General features: G+C 73.2%; 12 protein-coding genes. 8 read left to right on the top strand and 4 right to left on the bottom strand.

Features of this window, described 5'->3' with window-relative positions:
- Window positions 1-19: 19 nt before the first annotated feature.
- Genes ACIBST_RS10600 through ACIBST_RS10575 form a run of 6 tightly spaced genes read left to right on the top strand, consistent with a single transcriptional unit; the run spans window position 20 to window position 8,673 of the window.
- Window positions 20-3,058, top strand: coding sequence for an amino acid adenylation domain-containing protein (locus ACIBST_RS10600; RefSeq protein ID WP_397170762.1), 3,039 nt, complete (start codon window positions 20-22; stop codon window positions 3,056-3,058).
- A gap of 16 nt (window positions 3,059-3,074) precedes the next feature.
- Window positions 3,075-4,058 carry an aldo/keto reductase gene (locus ACIBST_RS10595; RefSeq protein ID WP_397170760.1) on the top strand — a complete coding sequence of 328 codons (984 nt, stop codon included), beginning with the start codon at window positions 3,075-3,077 and terminating at the stop codon, window positions 4,056-4,058.
- Window positions 4,043-4,777: a sulfotransferase family protein gene (locus ACIBST_RS10590; protein WP_397170758.1), complete on the top strand. Its 735-nt coding sequence runs from the start codon at window positions 4,043-4,045 to the stop codon at window positions 4,775-4,777. The genes ACIBST_RS10595 and ACIBST_RS10590 overlap by 16 nt, the downstream gene beginning before the upstream one ends.
- A 9-nt stretch (window positions 4,778-4,786) precedes the next feature.
- Window positions 4,787-5,626, top strand: coding sequence for a family 3 encapsulin nanocompartment shell protein (locus tag ACIBST_RS10585; RefSeq protein ID WP_397170756.1), 840 nt, complete (start codon window positions 4,787-4,789; stop codon window positions 5,624-5,626).
- A gap of 37 nt (window positions 5,627-5,663) precedes the next feature.
- Window positions 5,664-7,289: an AMP-binding protein gene (locus ACIBST_RS10580; protein ID WP_397170755.1), complete on the top strand. Its 1,626-nt coding sequence runs from the start codon at window positions 5,664-5,666 to the stop codon at window positions 7,287-7,289.
- A 1-nt stretch (window position 7,290) separates the two neighbouring features.
- Window positions 7,291-8,673, top strand: a complete 1,383-nt coding sequence (locus ACIBST_RS10575; protein WP_397170753.1) for a DHA2 family efflux MFS transporter permease subunit — start codon at window positions 7,291-7,293, stop codon at window positions 8,671-8,673.
- Window positions 8,674-8,728: 55 nt separating this feature from the next.
- Here ACIBST_RS10575 and ACIBST_RS10570 read toward each other — a convergent pair whose 3' ends face one another.
- Together ACIBST_RS10570 and ACIBST_RS10565 are read right to left on the bottom strand one after the other, a co-directional pair.
- The gene (locus ACIBST_RS10570) at window positions 8,729-9,652 is read right to left on the bottom strand and encodes a right-handed parallel beta-helix repeat-containing protein (protein WP_397170752.1); all 924 of its coding nucleotides are present in this window, start codon (window positions 9,650-9,652) and stop codon (window positions 8,729-8,731) included.
- Window positions 9,653-9,885: 233 nt separating this feature from the next.
- The gene (locus ACIBST_RS10565; protein ID WP_397170750.1) at window positions 9,886-10,524 is read right to left on the bottom strand and encodes a GntR family transcriptional regulator; all 639 of its coding nucleotides are present in this window, start codon (window positions 10,522-10,524) and stop codon (window positions 9,886-9,888) included.
- An 18-nt stretch (window positions 10,525-10,542) separates the two neighbouring features.
- On the opposite strand from ACIBST_RS10565, the gene aceE reads away from it, so the two are divergent.
- Window positions 10,543-12,990 carry a pyruvate dehydrogenase (acetyl-transferring), homodimeric type gene (aceE, locus tag ACIBST_RS10560; protein WP_397170749.1) on the top strand — a complete coding sequence of 816 codons (2,448 nt, stop codon included), beginning with the start codon at window positions 10,543-10,545 and terminating at the stop codon, window positions 12,988-12,990.
- Between the two features lie 103 nt (window positions 12,991-13,093).
- Window positions 13,094-14,449 carry a sensor histidine kinase gene (locus ACIBST_RS10555; protein ID WP_397170747.1) on the top strand — a complete coding sequence of 452 codons (1,356 nt, stop codon included), beginning with the start codon at window positions 13,094-13,096 and terminating at the stop codon, window positions 14,447-14,449.
- Window positions 14,450-14,473: 24 nt separating this feature from the next.
- Here ACIBST_RS10555 and ACIBST_RS10550 read toward each other — a convergent pair whose 3' ends face one another.
- Together ACIBST_RS10550 and ACIBST_RS10545 are read right to left on the bottom strand one after the other, a co-directional pair.
- Window positions 14,474-16,159, bottom strand: a complete 1,686-nt coding sequence (locus tag ACIBST_RS10550) for a protein kinase (RefSeq protein WP_397170745.1) — start codon at window positions 16,157-16,159, stop codon at window positions 14,474-14,476.
- 96 nt (window positions 16,160-16,255) lie between these two features.
- Window positions 16,256-16,480, bottom strand: a 225-nt coding sequence (locus ACIBST_RS10545) for an aldehyde dehydrogenase family protein (RefSeq protein ID WP_397170743.1), incomplete at its 5' end; no start/stop codon positions are given.

Here is a 16,480-nt window from a genome sequence, read left to right as displayed (position 1 = left end):
TCCTGACAGAGAGGTGGAGATGACCGGCAACACCCGCGGCTTCACCGGCCGGGCGGTCGACTTCGGCCCGTTCCGTCCCGTCCCGGCGTTGATCGAGGAGCAGACCGACCGGTGCCCCGAGCGGCCGGCGGTCACCTACGACGGCAGGACCCTCACCTACAGGCAACTGGACGACCTGGTCAACGGCCTGGCGGCGACGCTGGCCGGGCACGGCGTGGGCAAGGGCGACGTGGTCGCGGCCCTGCTGGTCAACTCGCTGGAGCTGCCGGTCGCGTACCTGGCGCTGATGAAGCTGGGCGCGGCGTTCGTGCCGCTCGACCCGTCGTGGCCGGTCGAGCGCGTGCGCGACACGCTGGACGTGCTGCCGGACGGCCCGATCCTGTGCGCGGGCGGCGAGCCGCTGCCGCCGGGCGCCGCCGATCGGGCGGTCGTCGTCGGGATCGACGCGATCGTCCCGACCTCCGAGCGGCCGGCGGTCGAGCTGGGCCCGGACGACCTGGCGTACGGCTACTTCACCTCCGGCACCACCGGCACCCCCAAGTGCGCGATGAACCGGCACGGCGGCCTGGCCAACCGGCTGCGCTTCATGACCCGCTACTTCGCCGCGACCGGCGACGACGTCGTGCTGCAGAACAGCAGGCACACCTCCGACTCCGCGCTGTGGCAGCTGTTCTGGCCGTTGACCACCGGCGGGCGCACCGTGCTGCCCGTGCAGGGCGACTTCCTCAACCTCCGGCACACCATCGACCTGATCGCCCGGTACGGCATCACCACCGCCGACTTCGTCTCCAGCGTCTTCAACGCCCTGGTCGCCATCGTGGACGGCGACGCCGCCGCCCTGCGCTCGCTGTCGTCCCTGCGCCGGCTCGTCGTCGGCAGCGAGGCGGTCAGCCCGCGCGCGGTACACCGCCTGATGGCCCTGCTGCCCGGCCTCGACCTGACCAACGGCTACGGCCCCACCGAGGCGTCGATCGGGATGGTCTTCCACCGGGTGTCGGCGGCCGACGGCGACGCGGTCCCGCTGGGCCGTCCGATCGACAACTGCTACGCGGTCGTGGTGGACGACGACCTGCGCCCGGTCCCGCCCGGCACGACCGGCGAGATCGCGATCGGCGGCGTCTGCCTGGGCGCGGGCTACCTGGGCGACCCGGCCGCGACGGCCAGGGCGTTCGTCGGCAACCCGTTCCCCGGCGAGATCCCGGGCGAGCGCCTCTACCTCACGGGCGACCTCGGCCACCTGGACGACGACGGCCGCCTGTTCTTCGCCGGCCGCAAGGACTTCCAGGTCAAGATCCACGGCGTGCGCATCGAGCTGGGCGAGATCGCCGCGGCGGCCCAGCGCTGCCCCGGCGTGCTGCAGGCCGAGGTGCTGGTGGCCGAGCAGGCGGGCGTCAAGGCGCTGGCGCTGTTCGCCTCCGGCAGGGGCCTGACCGAGGCCGCGCTGGCCGCCGAGCTGCGCCGCACGCTGCCGCGGACCAGCGTCCCGCGCTACTTCTTCCCGCTGGCCGAGATGCCGCTGCACGACAACGGCAAGGTGGACCGCGGCCGGCTCCAGGAGATCCTCGACGGCCGGCTGGCCGAGGACACCGCCCTGCTGGCCGAGAGCGCGCCGACCGCGTGCCTGGGCGACCAGGTGCTGCGGGCGATGCGCTCGGCCCTCGGCTGGCCGGGCCTGACCGCCGAGACGCACTTCGCCGAGTCGGGCGGCGACTCCATCCAGGCCCTGTCCGTGGTCCACATGATCACCGCCGAGACCGGCGTCCGCGTGGACGTCAAGGACCTGTACGACCACCCGACGGCCGGCGCGCTGGCCCGGCTGATCGAGCGGCGGCGGCAGGACCACGAGGCCATCGAGGAGGAGTCGGTGCTGATGGCGCGCGACTCCGTGGTGCCCGACGGGGAGCCCATCCGGCGGGCGTCCAGGCCGGAGCGGCTGCGTACGGTGCTGGTCACCGGGGCCACCGGGTTCGTCGGCAGCCGCCTGGTGCACGAGCTGCTGAGCCGCGGCGGGCTGCGGGTGTGCTGCCTGGCGCGGGCGGCCGACGACGAGGCGGCCACGGCCCGGGTCGTGGCGGCGCTCGCCGAGCGGGGGCTGTGGGAGCCGCGCTTCGCCGACCGGCTGGAGGGCTACGCGGGCGACCTGGCCTTACCCGGCCTCGGGCTGGACGGCTCCACCTGGGAGCATCTGGCCCGAGCCTGCGACCTGGTGCTGCACAACGGCGCGATGGTGAACTTCCTGTTCGACTACCGCGCCCACCGTCAGGCCAACGTGCGCGGCACGATCGAGCTGGTGCGGCTGGCGATGGCCCACCATCCGGTGCCGCTGCACTACGTCTCGACGCTGGGCGCGCTGCAGACGGAGGCGCTCCACAGGGGCGAGCGCGTCCCGGAGGACTGCGACCCGGCGCTGGCCAGGGCGCCGGGCGGCGGCTACAGCCGGTCGAAGTGGATCGCCGAGCGCTACCTGGCCGAGGCCAGGCGCCGGGGCGCGCTGGTGACCGTGCTGCGGCTGGGCGAGATCATGCCGAGCGCCGACAACGGCTATCCGAACCCGGTCGCCTTCACCCACCTGCTGCTGTCGGCGTTCCTGCGGCTCGGCGTGCGTCCCGACGTCGCCACGCGCACCGACTACACGCCGGTCGACTACGTCGCCGCGCGGGTCGGGGCGGCGGTGGCCGACCCGGAGGTCTGGGGCCGTACGCTGCACGTCTTCCGCGCCGAGAGCGTCAGCATCGACGACGTGCCGGCGCGGGCGGGCGTGCCGGTCACGCCGATCCCGTGCGGCGACTTCGCGCGGCTCGTGCGCGAGACCGGCCGGGCGAGCGGGGACCGCGAGCTGATCACGCTCGCCTCCCTGCTGCCCGCCGCGGCGGACGAGGAGGAGCTGCGCCGGGCGTTCGGCGGGCTGCTCACCGACAACCCCGCGCTGTTCCGCAAGGACGAGTGCCACAGGCTCGAACAGCGATGGCGGCTCGGCGAGGGCACCCTCGACGGCCCGATCGCCGCCTACCACGCCCGCCTGGCGGGCACGGCCGGGCAGCGGGTGCCCACCGGTTGATCAGGAAAGGTCAGGAATGCGCTACCGCAAGATGGGAAACCTCGGCTGGGAGGTCAGCGAGGTCGGCTACGGCATGTGGGGCATCGGCGGCGGCCCCGGCGGCTTCACCGGCTGGGACTACGACGTCGCCCCCCGGTGCCTCGACCAGGCCGTCGAACTGGGCTGCACCTTCTTCGACACCGCCTGGGTGTACGGCCGCGGCGTCAGCGAGCAGCTGCTCGGCGCGCTGCTGCGCCGCCACCCCGGCCACCGGCTGTACGTGGCCACGAAGATCCCGCCGAAGAACCGCGAATGGCCCCCCGGACCGGACGACACCCTCGACGACGCCTACCCCGCCGAGTACATCCGCGAGTACACCCACCGCAGCCTGGAGAATCTGGGCGTCTCGCGCATCGACCTCATGCAGTTCCACACCTGGGAGGACCGCTGGGCCCGGGACGAGCGGTGGCAGGAGGCGATCAGGGACCTCAAGAGCGAGGGCCTGATCGACGCGGTCGGCATCAGCGTCAACCGGTGGGAGCCGGCCAACTGCTTCGCCGCGCTCGACACCGGCCTGATCGACGTCATCCAGGTGATCTACAACATCTTCGACCAGGCGCCCGAGGACGAGCTGTTCGACCGGGCGCTGCGCGAGGGCGTGGGCATCATCGCCCGGGTGCCGTTCGACGAGGGCACGCTCACCGGCACCCTGACCGCGGACAGCACGTGGCCGCCGGAGGACTGGCGCAGCACGTACTTCGGGCCGGAGAACCTGGGGCCGAGCGTCGAGCGGGCCGAACGGCTCAAGGCGGCGCTGCCGGAGGGGCTCTCGCTGCCGGAGGTCGCGCTGCGGTTCGTGCTGCACCACCCGGCGGTCAGCACGGTGATCCCGGGGATGCGCAGGCCGGCGCACGTGCAGGCCAACCTCGGCGTCTCCGACGGGCGGCCGCTCGACCCGGACTTGCTGAGCGAGCTGCGGCGGCACCGCTGGGACCGGGTGCCGGCGTGGTGGTCGGGGTGAGCGGGCCGCTGGTCGCCATGTGGGCGCACTCGCGCTCGGCCTCGACGGCGTTCCTGCGCATGATGATCGAGCGGGGCGACGTGGCCGTCCTGCACGAGCCGTTCCTGGCGCTGACCGAGGAGGGCTCGCTGACGCTGCCCGCGCCGGACGGCGGCGAGGTGACCGCCCGCTCGGAGAAGGACCTGCTGGCGCGGCTGGCCGAGCTGGCGCGGGCGCGGCCGGTGTTCGTCAAGGAGGTGCTCGACTACGAGTACCCGCACCTGTTCAAGCATCCGGAGGACCTGGCGGGGATCGTCCACACGTTCATCGTGCGCGACCCGCGGCCGACCATCGCCTCGCACTACGCGATCAAACCGGCGGTGACCTGCGACGAGATCGGCTACGAGCGGCTGTTCCTGCTGCACGAGCTGGTCCGGGAGGCGACCGGCCGGCGGCCGCTGGTGATCCGCACCGAACGGCTGATCCGCGAGCCGGCGGCGGTCGTCGAGGAGTTCTGCGCCTACACCGGCCTGCCCTTCCTGCCCGGCTCGCTCACCTGGGCCGCCGGCGACCGCCCGGAGTGGGGGCGGACCCGCCGCTGGCACCTGGACGCGAGCGGCAGCGCCGGGTTCGAGGACCGCGGCAACGTCTACGCCGCGACCGTGGACAACCATCCGGCCCTGCGGGCCTTCTACGACCACCATCTCCCCTTCTACCAGCGCCTCGTCCAGGACGAATAGGGAGTATCCATGTCAGAGTCACCGGGCCGGCTGTTCGCGCGGGCCTACGCCGAGGACCCCGGCCACGCGGAAGTGACCTTCGACTACACCATCACCGAGGCGCACGAGCCGACCAAGGACCGGCCCCGCCTGACCGTGCGCAACCTGCTCAAGGTCGTCCCCGTCGAGGGCGACCGGGCCCGGTTCTGGACGGAGTCGCCGCCCGGCGAGGAGGAGCGGCGGTCGGTGCGCGACTCCGACGTGCGCCGCGAGGCGGCCTTCAGGTTCGGCATGTCGGAGGCCAAGGTGCATCCGATCCGGGCGTGGGTGCAGATCCCCGACGGCCTGGCCGCCGACCCGGACGCCCTGGCCACCTTCCTCGACTACCGCCTGCTGGTCCGGCTGGCCACGGCCGAGAACCTGGCCCTGACCACCGCCCTGCTCGGCCATCCGGAGATCGCCCGGCTGCCGTACGACGACTACGTCCACGGCGTGCTGTCGGCCTGCGACGAGGTCGAGCAGTCGGGCGCGACCCCGCACGCGATGATCGTCAACCCGCGCGACTACTACCACCGGCTGATCGGCCGGGGCGGGCTGCTGGCCGAGCTGGCCGAGGGCAACGGCATGAAGGTCAGCCGCAACCGGTGGGTCGCCCCCGGGGACGCCCTGGTCGGCGACATCTCCGTGGCGGCCCGGCTGCTGGACGCGGGCCGCTCGGTGATCCGGGTGGCCGAGCCGCCGCCCGGCACGTTCGCCCGGCCGGGCGTGGCGGTCTGCGCGGAGGTGTACGAGGGCGTCGCGGTGCATCTGCCGGGGTTGTTCTACCTGATCACCCCTGCCGGGGAAAACACCGTATTTCCCACTTCCTAGCAATCAAGTAGAACGAGAACGACGAAAGGCGGTGACCGTGTCGGACACGAGCCAGGAATACCGGCGCAATGGTTGGTGGCGCGACGAGACCTTTCTGGACGACTTACGCCGCAACATCGAGGCGTCCCCCGGCAAGGCGGCACTGATCAGCCGGCGCGTCGCCGACGGTGTCACCGACGTCGTGACGTACGCCGAGCTGGGCGCGATGACCGACCGCATCGCGCACGGCCTGGTCCGGCTGGGCGTGCGGCCGGGCGACTTCGTCGCCATCCAGCTCCCCAACCGCAGGGAGACGCTGCCCCTCGCGCTGGCGTGCATGAAGATCGGCGCGCGCATCGCCCCGCAGATGCCCATCTACCGGCACCGCGAGCTGGACTTCATGATCCGGCTGACCGAGGCGAAGCTGTTCGTCACCACGAGCCGGATCGGCCACCTGGACACGGCCGAGACCGGCATGACCCTGGCCCGGGAGATCCCGAGCCTGGAGCACGTGATCGTCGTCGGCGGCGGCGGGCCGCCCGGCTCGCTCGACTTCGACGAGCTGCTGCTCACCCCGGAACCGGGCGACCCGGCCGACGTGGAGGGCCGCGAGCTGGGCCCCGACGACCCGTTCCTCATCCTGTTCACCTCGGGCACGACCGGCGAGCCCAAGGGCGCGCTGCACAGCCAGAACACCCTGTACGCCGACATCAAGGGCTACGGGGAGGCGTTCGGGCTGGACCCGAGCCTGGTCATCATGACGGCCCAGACGTCGATGCACTACGTGGGCCTGGTGATGGCGTACCTGACGGCGCTGACGCTGGGCGGCACCGCGGTCACGGCCGACGCCTGGGACGCCGGCGTCTACCTCGACCTGATGGCCGACCACGGCGTCACCATGTACTACGGCTCGCCGCCGTTCGCCCGGGAGATCAGCGAGGAGCAGGCGGCCCGGCCGCGCGAGCTGCCCACCCTGAGCGTGTTCGTCTCCGGCTCGGCCCCCGTCCCGCCGCACCTGGTGGAGCGGGTCACCGAGACGCTGGGCGTGCGCGTGTACGCGCTGTGGGGCATGACCGAGAACGGCGGCGTCACCATGACCCGCCCGCAGGACCCGCCCGAGCGGGCCGGCGAGAGCGACGGCACGGTCATCTCCGGCATGGAGGTGCGCATCGTCGACGAGGAGAACAAGCCGGTCGAGAAGGGCGAGATCGGCGCCCTCCAGGTGCGCGGCGCGGCCCAGTGCCTCGGCTACTACCTGCGCGACGAGATCTACGCCAAGTCGATCACCCCGGACGGCTGGTTCGACACCGGCGACCTGGCCCGCGACGACGGCTACGGCGGCGTGCGCATCTCCGGCAGGACCAAGGACGTCATCATCGCCAACATGTGCCTCAAGCTGCCGGTCAGCGACATCGAGGCGCTGCTCGGACGGCATCCGGCGATCCGCGACATCGCCCTCATCGGCATCCCGGACCCGGCGCTGGTCGAGCAGGTGTGCGCCGTCGTCACGCCGTCGGGCGAGCCGCCCACGCTGGAGGAGCTGCGCGGCTACCTCAAGGAGGCCGGCGTGAACGACTGGTTCTGGCCCGAGCGCCTGGAGATCGTCGAGGAGATGCCGCGGACCGTCACCGGCAAGATCCGCAAGGTCGAGCTGCGGGAGCGGTTCGGCGCGGCGTCGGACTGAGGTGGCCGGTTCACGGGCGCTCCCGCTCGCCGTCCTGTGCGGGAGCGCCTTCCTCGGCGCGATCGACGTGCAGCTCGCGAACATCGCCTTCCCCGACATCCTGCGCAGCTTCCCGGACAGCAGCCTGCCCGAGCTGTCGTGGGTGTTCAACGGCTACGCGATCGTGTTCACCGCGGCGCTGCTGCCGGCCGGCGGCCTGGCCGACCGGTTCGGCGCGCGGCGGGTGTTCCTGACCGGCCTGGCGGTGTTCGTGGTCGGCGCCGCCCTGTGCGCGGTCGCGCCGTCGGCCGGCGCGCTGATCGCCGCCCGGGTCGTGCAGGGCGTGGGCGGCGGGGTGATCACGCCGCTCACGCTCGCGCTGATCCTGCCGTACTACCCGCCGGAACGCCGGGGCACGGCGATCGGGCTGTGGAGCGCGGCGCAGTCGGTGGCGACGGCGTCGGGGCCGTCGCTGGGCGGCATGCTGGTCGGCGTCTGGGACTGGCGGACGGTGTTCTTCCTGCACCTGCCGGTCGGGGCGGCCGTGCTGGCGGGCGCCTGGCGGATCGTGCCCAAGGGGGCCGGCGAGGCGGCCACGTCCAGGCTGCCGGACATCGCCGGGCTGTTGCTGCTGGTGGGGGCCATCGGGCTGCCCTCGCTGGCGATCGTGCAGAGCGACGCGTGGGGGCCGGGCAGCCCCGGCACGATCGCGGCGCTGGTCGCGGGCGTCGTCGTGGCCGTGCTGTTCGTCCGGCGGGCGCGCACGCACCCCGCGCCGATCGTGGACCTCGGCGCGCTGCGGGCGCGCGGCACGCAGCGGGCCAACCTCGCGATGTTCCTGGTCGGGCTGGTGATGTTCGCGCTGCCGCTGGCCAACATCCTGTTCCTGACCGGGATCTGGGGGTACTCCGTGGCCGCCGCGGGGCTCGCCGTCACGCCGGGCGCGCTCGCCCAGGTGCTGACCGCGCCGCTCGCCGGGCGGCTGGCCGCCAGGACGGGCCATCGCCCGCTCGCCCTGTGCGGGGCGGCGCTGCTGGCGCTGTCCACGGCGTACCTGGCGTTCGCGGCGGGGGGCGAGCCGGCGTACCTGGCGGTGGTGCTGCCCGCGGTGGTGCTGTCGGGGGTCGCGGTGGCCGTGCTGATCACGTCGCTGAGCGGCGCGGCGGTGGCCGAGATCCCGCCCGCGCGGCTGGCCACCGGCACCGCCCTGTCGGTGACCTCGCGGGCCGTCGGGGCCGTCATCGGCGTCTCGGCGCTGGTGCTGGTGCTGTCGGGCGACCGGCTCGGGGCGGTCGGGGCGTACCAGGGGGTGTGGCTGACGATGCTCGGCCTGTGCGCGCCGGTCGCCCTGGCCGCCGCCGGCCTGCGCGCCCCGCGCGCCGAACCGGCGGCGCGCGGCGCCTGAACGCGTACGGGCCCGCCTCCCCGTGCCCGAGGCGGGCACGAACGGTCCGCGCCGCCTAGGACGCGCAGTCGAGCACGGCGCCCGCCCTCGGCGTCACCGTCCCGTAGTAGTGGACCTTCTCGCAGGGGACGGTGTTGCCGGAGACCACGACGTCGGTGATCGCGGCGGCGTCGCCCCGGATGCCGAGGGCGTCGCGCGTGCCGGTGCCGCTCACCTGGTTGCCGGTGATCTCGACGGTCTGCAGCGGGGCTCCCGCCACCGACTTCACGTAGATCCCGCCCTCGCACCCCTCGACCGTGTTGTCGGCGATGCGTACGTTCTGGGCGTTGACCGTGGCGATGCCGTCGTAGCGGGTGTTGCGCACGATGTTGCCCTGGATGCGCACGTTGGTGTGCCGGTGGGCGGGGTCGGAGGTGTGCGAGCCGGTGAACTGGCCCCAGCCGAGCTGTGAGCCCGAGGCGTCGCAGGTGTTGCCGGTCAGCAGGATGTCGGTGCACGGCGTCAGGTCGCTCGCGCCGCCCCAGGTGTTGCCGCCGGCCGGCAGGTCGAGCTGGACCGCCTCGCCGTGCCACAGCCCCTGGTCGGGGTCGCGGATCCAGCCCATCAGGCTGCAGCCCCGGACCGTGCCGCGCCGTACGGCGTTGAGCTCGATGCCGTGCCACCACTTGACGTTCCACATGGTGACGTTCTCGATCAGCACGTCGGAGGCGTGGATCATGGTGATGCCGTTCATGGCGGGCGCCTGGTCGAGCACGCCGCTCTGGACGAAGTCCCACACCGGGTCCCAGCTGCCGCCGGTGACGGCGATGTTCGTGGCGCCGGAGTAGCCGCCGGCGGTCGCGCTCACGGCGTTGAGGACCATCGTGTGCTTGACGCCCGTGGCGGGGAAGCGGGCCACGATCCTGACGTCCGTGGCGTCCAGATGGGTGTTGCTGTGCACGATGAGCGGTTCGGTGAGCAGGTAGGTGGCCTTGGGCACCTTGGCGATGTACCGGCCGGCAGCGTCCTTGGCGCCCTTGCCGTCCCTGGCGGCGTCGAGGAGCTTCTGGATCTCCGAGCCGCTGACTAGGCGACCGAGGCCGACGCCTGCGCCCGTGCCGGGGTGACGAGCGGGCGACCGGCCAGCAGGGCCGCCGCGCCCCCGAGTAACGTCCTTCTGGTGATCATGGTCTTGAACTGTCCACGCCGGGCGCGGGGGTGTCAAGAGAGGGGTCAGTCGGGGGCGTAGGCAAGGACGTGGTCGTGCAGCAGGCGGCCGGCCCGCGGGTCGTCCCGCTCGAACGCCTCAATCAGCGGTTCGTGGTCGGCCGCGTTCTCGTGCGGCCGCATCCGGAACAGCCGGATCGACACGTGCGTCCAGACCTCGACGCCGAGCGACTCCCACACCGACACCAGCAGCGCGTTGCCGGAGGCCGCCACGATCTCCCGGTGGAAGGCGACGCCGTGGCGCACCTGGTCGTCGAGGGAGCCGGCGGCCGCGGCGGCGTGCAGGCGGTCCACGTGGGCGCGCAGCGCCGCCGCCGGAGGCCGGCCGAGGCGGGTGGCGGTCTCCTCCAGGCCGGCCCGGACCTGGTAGACCTCGCGGAGGTCGTCGAGGGTGAAGCCGCGCACCCGCGCGCCGCGGTTGGGGGCCGACTCGACCAGCCGGAGCGCCTCCAGCTCGCGCAGCGCCTCGCGTACGGGGGCCTGGCTGACCTGGAGCTCGGCGGCCAGGCGGCGCTCGACGATGCGCTCGCCGGGCTCCCATCGGCCGCTGATCAGGCCGTCGAGCAGCACTTTCCTGATCTCCTCGCGCAACGGCGGCCGCACCACGGGCTCCACAGATAATCCTTTCATCGGATGATCGATCATATGGTGTTTAATGGAAGCATGGAGAAAGACCTGGATCCACAGGAGACCGCCGAATGGCTCGAATCGCTTGAGGCGGTCCGGCGGGCGGCCGGTCCCGATCGGGCCGATTACCTGCTGCGCAGGCTCGCCACGAGCACGCGCTATCTCAACACGGTGCCCACCGCCGAGGAGCCCGCCTACCCCGGCGACCTGGAGCTCGAAGAACGCGTCGCGGCCTACGACCGGTGGAACGCCGCCGTCATGGTCAGCCGGGGCAGCAAGCTCGGCCTCGGCGGCCACCTGGCCACCTACGCCTCGGCCGCCTGGCTGTACGAGGTCGGCTTCAACCACTTCTTCCACGGCACGGACGACCAGGTCTTCTTCCAGGGGCACGCCTCCCCCGGCGTCTACGCGCGGGCCTTCCTCGAAGGGCGTCTGAGCGAGGAGCAGCTCGACCTGTTCCGGCGCGAGACGCAGGGCGGGCTGCCGTCGTACCCGCACCCGAGGGCGATGTCGGGTTTCTGGCAGTTCCCGACCGTGTCGATGGGCATCGGCCCGCTCAACGCGGTCTACCAGGCGCGCTTCAACCGCTACCTGCACAACCGCGGCATCAAGGACACCTCGCACAGCCATGTCTGGGCCTTCCTGGGTGACGGCGAGATGGACGAGCCGGAGTCCACCGCGGCGCTGACGCTGGCCGCCAGGGAGGGGCTGGACAACCTCACCTTCGTGATCAACTGTAACCTCCAGCGGCTCGACGGCCCGGTACGCGGCAACACCCGGATCGTCCAGGAGCTGGAGAGCGTCTTCAGGGGCGCGGGCTGGCACGTCGTCAAGGCGCTGTGGGGCGCCGAGTGGGACGGCCTGCTCGGCTCCGACGAGCTCGTGGCCAGGCTCGGCGAGGTGCCGGACGGCCAGTTCCAGACGTTCGCCGCCTCCGACGGCGCCTACATCAGGCAGCACCTGTTCCAGGGGCTCGACGTGCCCTGCTCCGACGACGACCTGCGGCGCATCGTCGGCGGCTCGCGGGCCGGGCACGAGCCGCGCAAGGTGTACGCCGCCTACCACCGGGCGCTGCAGAACCGGGGCGCGCCCACGGTGGTCCTCGTCCAGACGGTCAAGGGCTGGACGCTGGGCGCGGGCGTCGAGGCGCGCAACGCCAACCACCAGATGAAGAAGCTCACCCTCGACGAGTTCCGCGTCATGCGCGACCGGCTCGGCCTGCCGGTCCCCGACTCGGCGCTGGCCGGGGAGCTGCCGCCGTACCTGCACCCGGGGCCCGGCTCGGCCGAGGCCGAGTACGTCGCCGAGCGCCGCCGGGAGCTGGGCGGCCCGATCCCCCGCCGCACGGTCGCCGCCCGGCCGCTGCCGCAGCCGGGCGAGCGGCCGTTCGCGGCCCTGGCCAAGGGCTCGACGCAGCCGATCGCCACCACGATGGCGTTCGTCCGGCTGGTCAAGGACCTGATGAAGGAGCCGGAGACCGGGCGGCGCTGGGTGCCGATCGTGCCCGACGAGGCCAGGACGTTCGGCATGGAGTCGCTGTTCCCCACGGCGAAGATCTACTCGCCGCTCGGCCAGCGGTACGAGTCCGTCGACCGGGAGCTGCTGCTGGCCTACAAGGAGGCGGTGGACGGGCAGATCCTCATCGAGGGCATCACCGAGGCCGGGTCGATGGCCTCCTTCACCGCGGCGGCCACCAGCTACGCCACCCACGGCGAGCCGATGGTGCCGTTCTACATCTTCTACTCGATGTTCGGCTGGCAGCGGACGGGCGACCAGATGTGGGCCCTGGCCGACCAGCTCGGCCGCGGCTTCCTGCTCGGCGCGACCGCCGGGCGCACCACCATGACGGGCGAGGGCCTGCAGCACGCCGACGGCCACTCCCAGCTCCTGGCCTCGGCCAACCCCGCCTGCCTGGCCTACGACCCGGCCTTCGCCTACGAGGTCGGCGTCATCGTCCGCGACGGGCTCAGGCGCATGTACGGCGAGGCCGCCGAGGACGTGTTCTACTACCTGACCCTCTACAACGAGCCGCTGCCCCAGCCCGCGATGCCCGAGGGCGTCGAGGAGGGCATCGTCAAGGGCATCTACCGCTACTCCGCCGGCGGCGGCGCCGCGCACCTGCTGGCCAGCGGCACCGCGATCCACTGGGCGCTGGAGGCCCAGCGGCTGCTGGCCGACGAGTACGGCGTGGGCGTGGACGTCTGGTCGGTCACCTCGTGGAGCGAGCTGCGGCGCGAGGCCATGTCGGCGACCGGGGTGCCGTACCTGCGGCAGGCGCTGGCCGGGACCGAGGGGCCGGTGATCGCGGTCAGCGACTGGATGCGGGCCGTGCCCGACCAGATCAGGCCGTGGATCGACCGGCCGTGGACCTCGCTCGGCACCGACGGGTTCGGGCTCTCCGACACCCGGGAGGCCGTGCGCAGGCACTTCGGGGTCGATCCGCGGTCGATCGCGGACGCCGTGCTGAAGGCGGTGGAGGAGTAGCAGCGGGGGCGACTCGTCCCGGCGTAACCGTATTTATCGAGGAATCTCCCTAAGTTAGGGCCTGGTGCACCAACCGTGTTCTGCTGATCCCGGGGGGAGACGGGTGAGAACACGGTTGCGCCGGTCGCTGCGTACGCGCCTGGCACTGCTCGCCGGCATCGCCATGCTGCTGCTGAACGTCGTCGTCAGCGGCTTCGTCATGTTCGGCATCCACGACGACGTCGCCGACGTGCGCGCCAGCGACGTGTCCGGCCGGGCCCTGCGCGTGCTCCTCATGGTCAAGCGCAACCAGCTCCCCCAGGTGCTGGAACCCCTCGGCCTCGACGGCATCCAGGTCGTCGACCCGGCCGGACGGGCCGTCGCCTGGACGCCCAACCTGGCCGACGCCCCCCGCCAGACCGCCCACATCCCCCGCGACCAGGCCAACTACGTCAGCAGGAGCTGCGACCTGCCGGCCTTCCCCGGCCGGTGCGAGCTCGTGGTCGCCCTGCGCGCCTACCAGCCCGAGGGCACCTGGATCATCTACGCCTTCGACCCCGCGGTCCCCTGGTTCGTCAGCCCGCAGGTCGTGCTGTTCCAGATCGTGGTGTCGGCGCTGCTGGTCGGGCTGACCTTCTTCGGGGTGTCGCGGGTCGTGGCCAGGACGCTGGCCCCCGTCAGCGCCATCACCAAGCGGCTCGCCGAGATCACCGCCGACGGCGGCGGCCTGCGGGTGCCCGTCCCGGACACCGACGACGAGATCAGAGCCCTGGCCGAGACCGCCAACCAGACGCTGGACCGGCTGGAGACGGCGCGGGCCCGCCTGGAGGCCGCGATGGAGCAGCAGCGCAGGTTCGCCGGTGACGCCTCGCACGACCTGCGCAGCCCGATCACCGCCATGCGCACGCAGGTCGAGGAGGCCATGCTGCACCCGGAGGAGACCGACTGGCGGGAGACCAGCACCCAGGTGCTGGCCAGCCTCGACCGGCTGCAGGCCATCGTCACCGACCTGCTCACGCTGACCAAGCTGGACGCCGGGGCGCCGAGCGAGCGTGAGCCGGTGGACCTGGGCGAGCTGGTGGCCGCCGAGACCGCCAGGCCGCGGGCCAAGCGCGTGGTCGCCGGCCCGGAGGCGGGCGTCGTCGTCATGGGCGACCGGCTCCAGCTCACCCGGCTGCTGACGAACCTGCTGGACAACGCCGAGCGGCACGCCGAGACGCAGGTCACCGTGACCGTCCGGCAGGAGGACGGCCGGGCCGTGCTGGAGGTCCTGGACGACGGCGGAGGCATCGAACCGGCCAAGCGCGAGCTCGTCTTCCAGCGCTTCATCCGCCTGGACGACTCCCGCAACCGCGACGCCGGCGGCACCGGCCTCGGGCTGCCGATCGCCCGCGAGATCGCGACCGCGCACCACGGCACGCTGACCATCGAGGACTCCCCCAAGGGCGCCCGCTTCGTCCTCCGCCTCCCCCTCGCCTGACCTCCCCGGAGTGGGTGGCGCTTCCTAGTGCTTGCCGTGGCCGCGGGCGAGGCCCTTGCCGTGCTTGGCCTTGGCGGCCTGATGGCCGACCTTCCGGCCCTTGCCGGCGGTGGCGGCCGAGGTGGCGCCGGAAGTGGCGGACCTGGCGCCGGTCACGGCGCGCCGCTGGGACGGCGGCTGGGCGAGGGGCTGGACGGGCGGGCGGCGGGAGCCGCCGTGCTCTACCGCGCGGTCGGCGGCGTCCTTCGAGGTCCGGTCGCGCGTGACGGCCACGGCGTGCATGATGCCCCCCTGCTCGGGGGCCTGGTTCGGCGCCGGGTCGGCGTAGGAGGGCGTGCGGGGGGCGGCGGGCGGGCCGCCGTCGCCGTTCCAGGACGTCGTGAGCAGCACGCTGGTGACCAGCGCGGCCAGGGCGGTGAGCTGCCGCCAGCGCTGCGGCCTGCCCGGCTGCGGGATCGACACCGAGAACGGCAGCAGCTCGCGGTGCGCGCGCAGGCCGCGCGCGGCGTCGGGCATGGTCCGGCGCGCCGCGTGGCTGCGCTCGCCGGTGCCGCGTCCCGCGCGGTCCCACCCCGGGATCCGCCGCCTGGCGTCCGGCCGCGCCCCGGCGACGGCCCCCACGTCCCGGACACCCGCCGGAACGGCGACGCCCTCCGTGGCGGGGGCGCCCTCCGGGACGGGGACGGCCTCCGGGATGGGGACGGCCTCCGGGACGCGAGCAGCCTCCGGGACGGGGACGGCCTCCGGGGCGGGGGCGGCCTCCGGGGCGGGGGCGGCTTCCGGGGCGGGGGCGCCGGGGAAGAGGGTGGGGGGAAGGAGGTCGCCGGTGCGGGGCAGGGGGGCGGCCAGGGGGATGGCGGCGGTGTCGTGGGGTTCCTCGTCGCGCAGCGCGGCCACCCGGGTCAGGCGCCGCCGGGCCTCCTCGCCGTCGATCCGGCGGGCGGGGTCCTTGGTCAGGAGACCGGCGATGACCGGCGCGAGCGGCCCGGCCAGGTGGAACGGCGCGGGCTCGGAGGTCAGCACCGCGGTCAGGGCGGCCAAATGGCCGCTGTGCGGGAAGGGCGACTGGCCCTCGACGGCCGCGTACAGGGTGGCGCCGAGGGACCACAGGTCGGCCTGCGGGGTCGCGTGGCCGCCGCGCAGGCGTTCCGGGGCGATGTAGGCGGGCGTGCCCACCACCATGCCCGACTGGGTGATGTTGGCCTGGTCGTCGAGGGTGGTGGCCAGGCCGAAGTCGGTGAGCAGGGCGTGCCGGTCGCCGTTCAGCAGGATGTTGCCGGGCTTGACGTCGCGGTGCACGATGCCGTCGGCGTGCGCCGCGCTCAGCGCCTCCAGCACCTGCAGCCCGAGGCGCGCCGCGTCGGGCGGGGACAGCGGCCCGCGTTCGGCGATCACGTCGGCCAGGCTGCGCGAGGGCACGAGCTGGAGCACGATCCACGGCCGTTCGTCGGCCACCACCACGTCGTAGACGGCGGCGATGTGCGGGTGGCTCAGCCGGGCGGCCAGCCGCGCCTCCCGCATCGTCCGTCCGAGCAGGCGTTCCCGCTCGGCCCCCAGGGTGTGCCCGAGGGTGACCTCCTTGACCGCGACCTGCCGGTCGAGCAGCTCGTCGTGGGCCTGCCAGACCCGGCCCATGCCACCGCGGCCCAGTTCGGACAGCAGCCGGTAGCGTCCGGCCAGCAACCAGCCCGCACAGTGCGAAAGTGACATGCCGCCCTGCCTACCCGATCATCCCGCCCTCATGCAACGGCCGCACAGGCTTCGAGTCGATCCTGTGAGGGAGGGCGGGCCGGGCGGCGGCTCGGGTCAGCCGTTGGTGGGGAAGCCGAGGTTCACGCCGCCGTGGGACGGATCCAGCCAGCGCGACGTCACCACCTTGCCCCGCGTGTAGAAATGCACCCCCTCGGCGCCGTGCACATGCGTGTCACCGAACAGAGACGACTTCCACCCGCCGAAACTGTAGAACGCCATCGGCACCGGGATCGGCACGTTGATCCCCACCATCCCCACCTCGACCTCGTTCTGGAACCG

Origin of the sequence: Nonomuraea sp. NPDC049684 (assembly GCF_044465345.1) — a bacterium.
GTDB lineage: Bacteria > Actinomycetota > Actinomycetes > Streptosporangiales > Streptosporangiaceae > Nonomuraea.
Note: the sequence above shows the minus strand (reverse complement) of the source record. Positions and strands in the feature narration are given on the sequence as shown.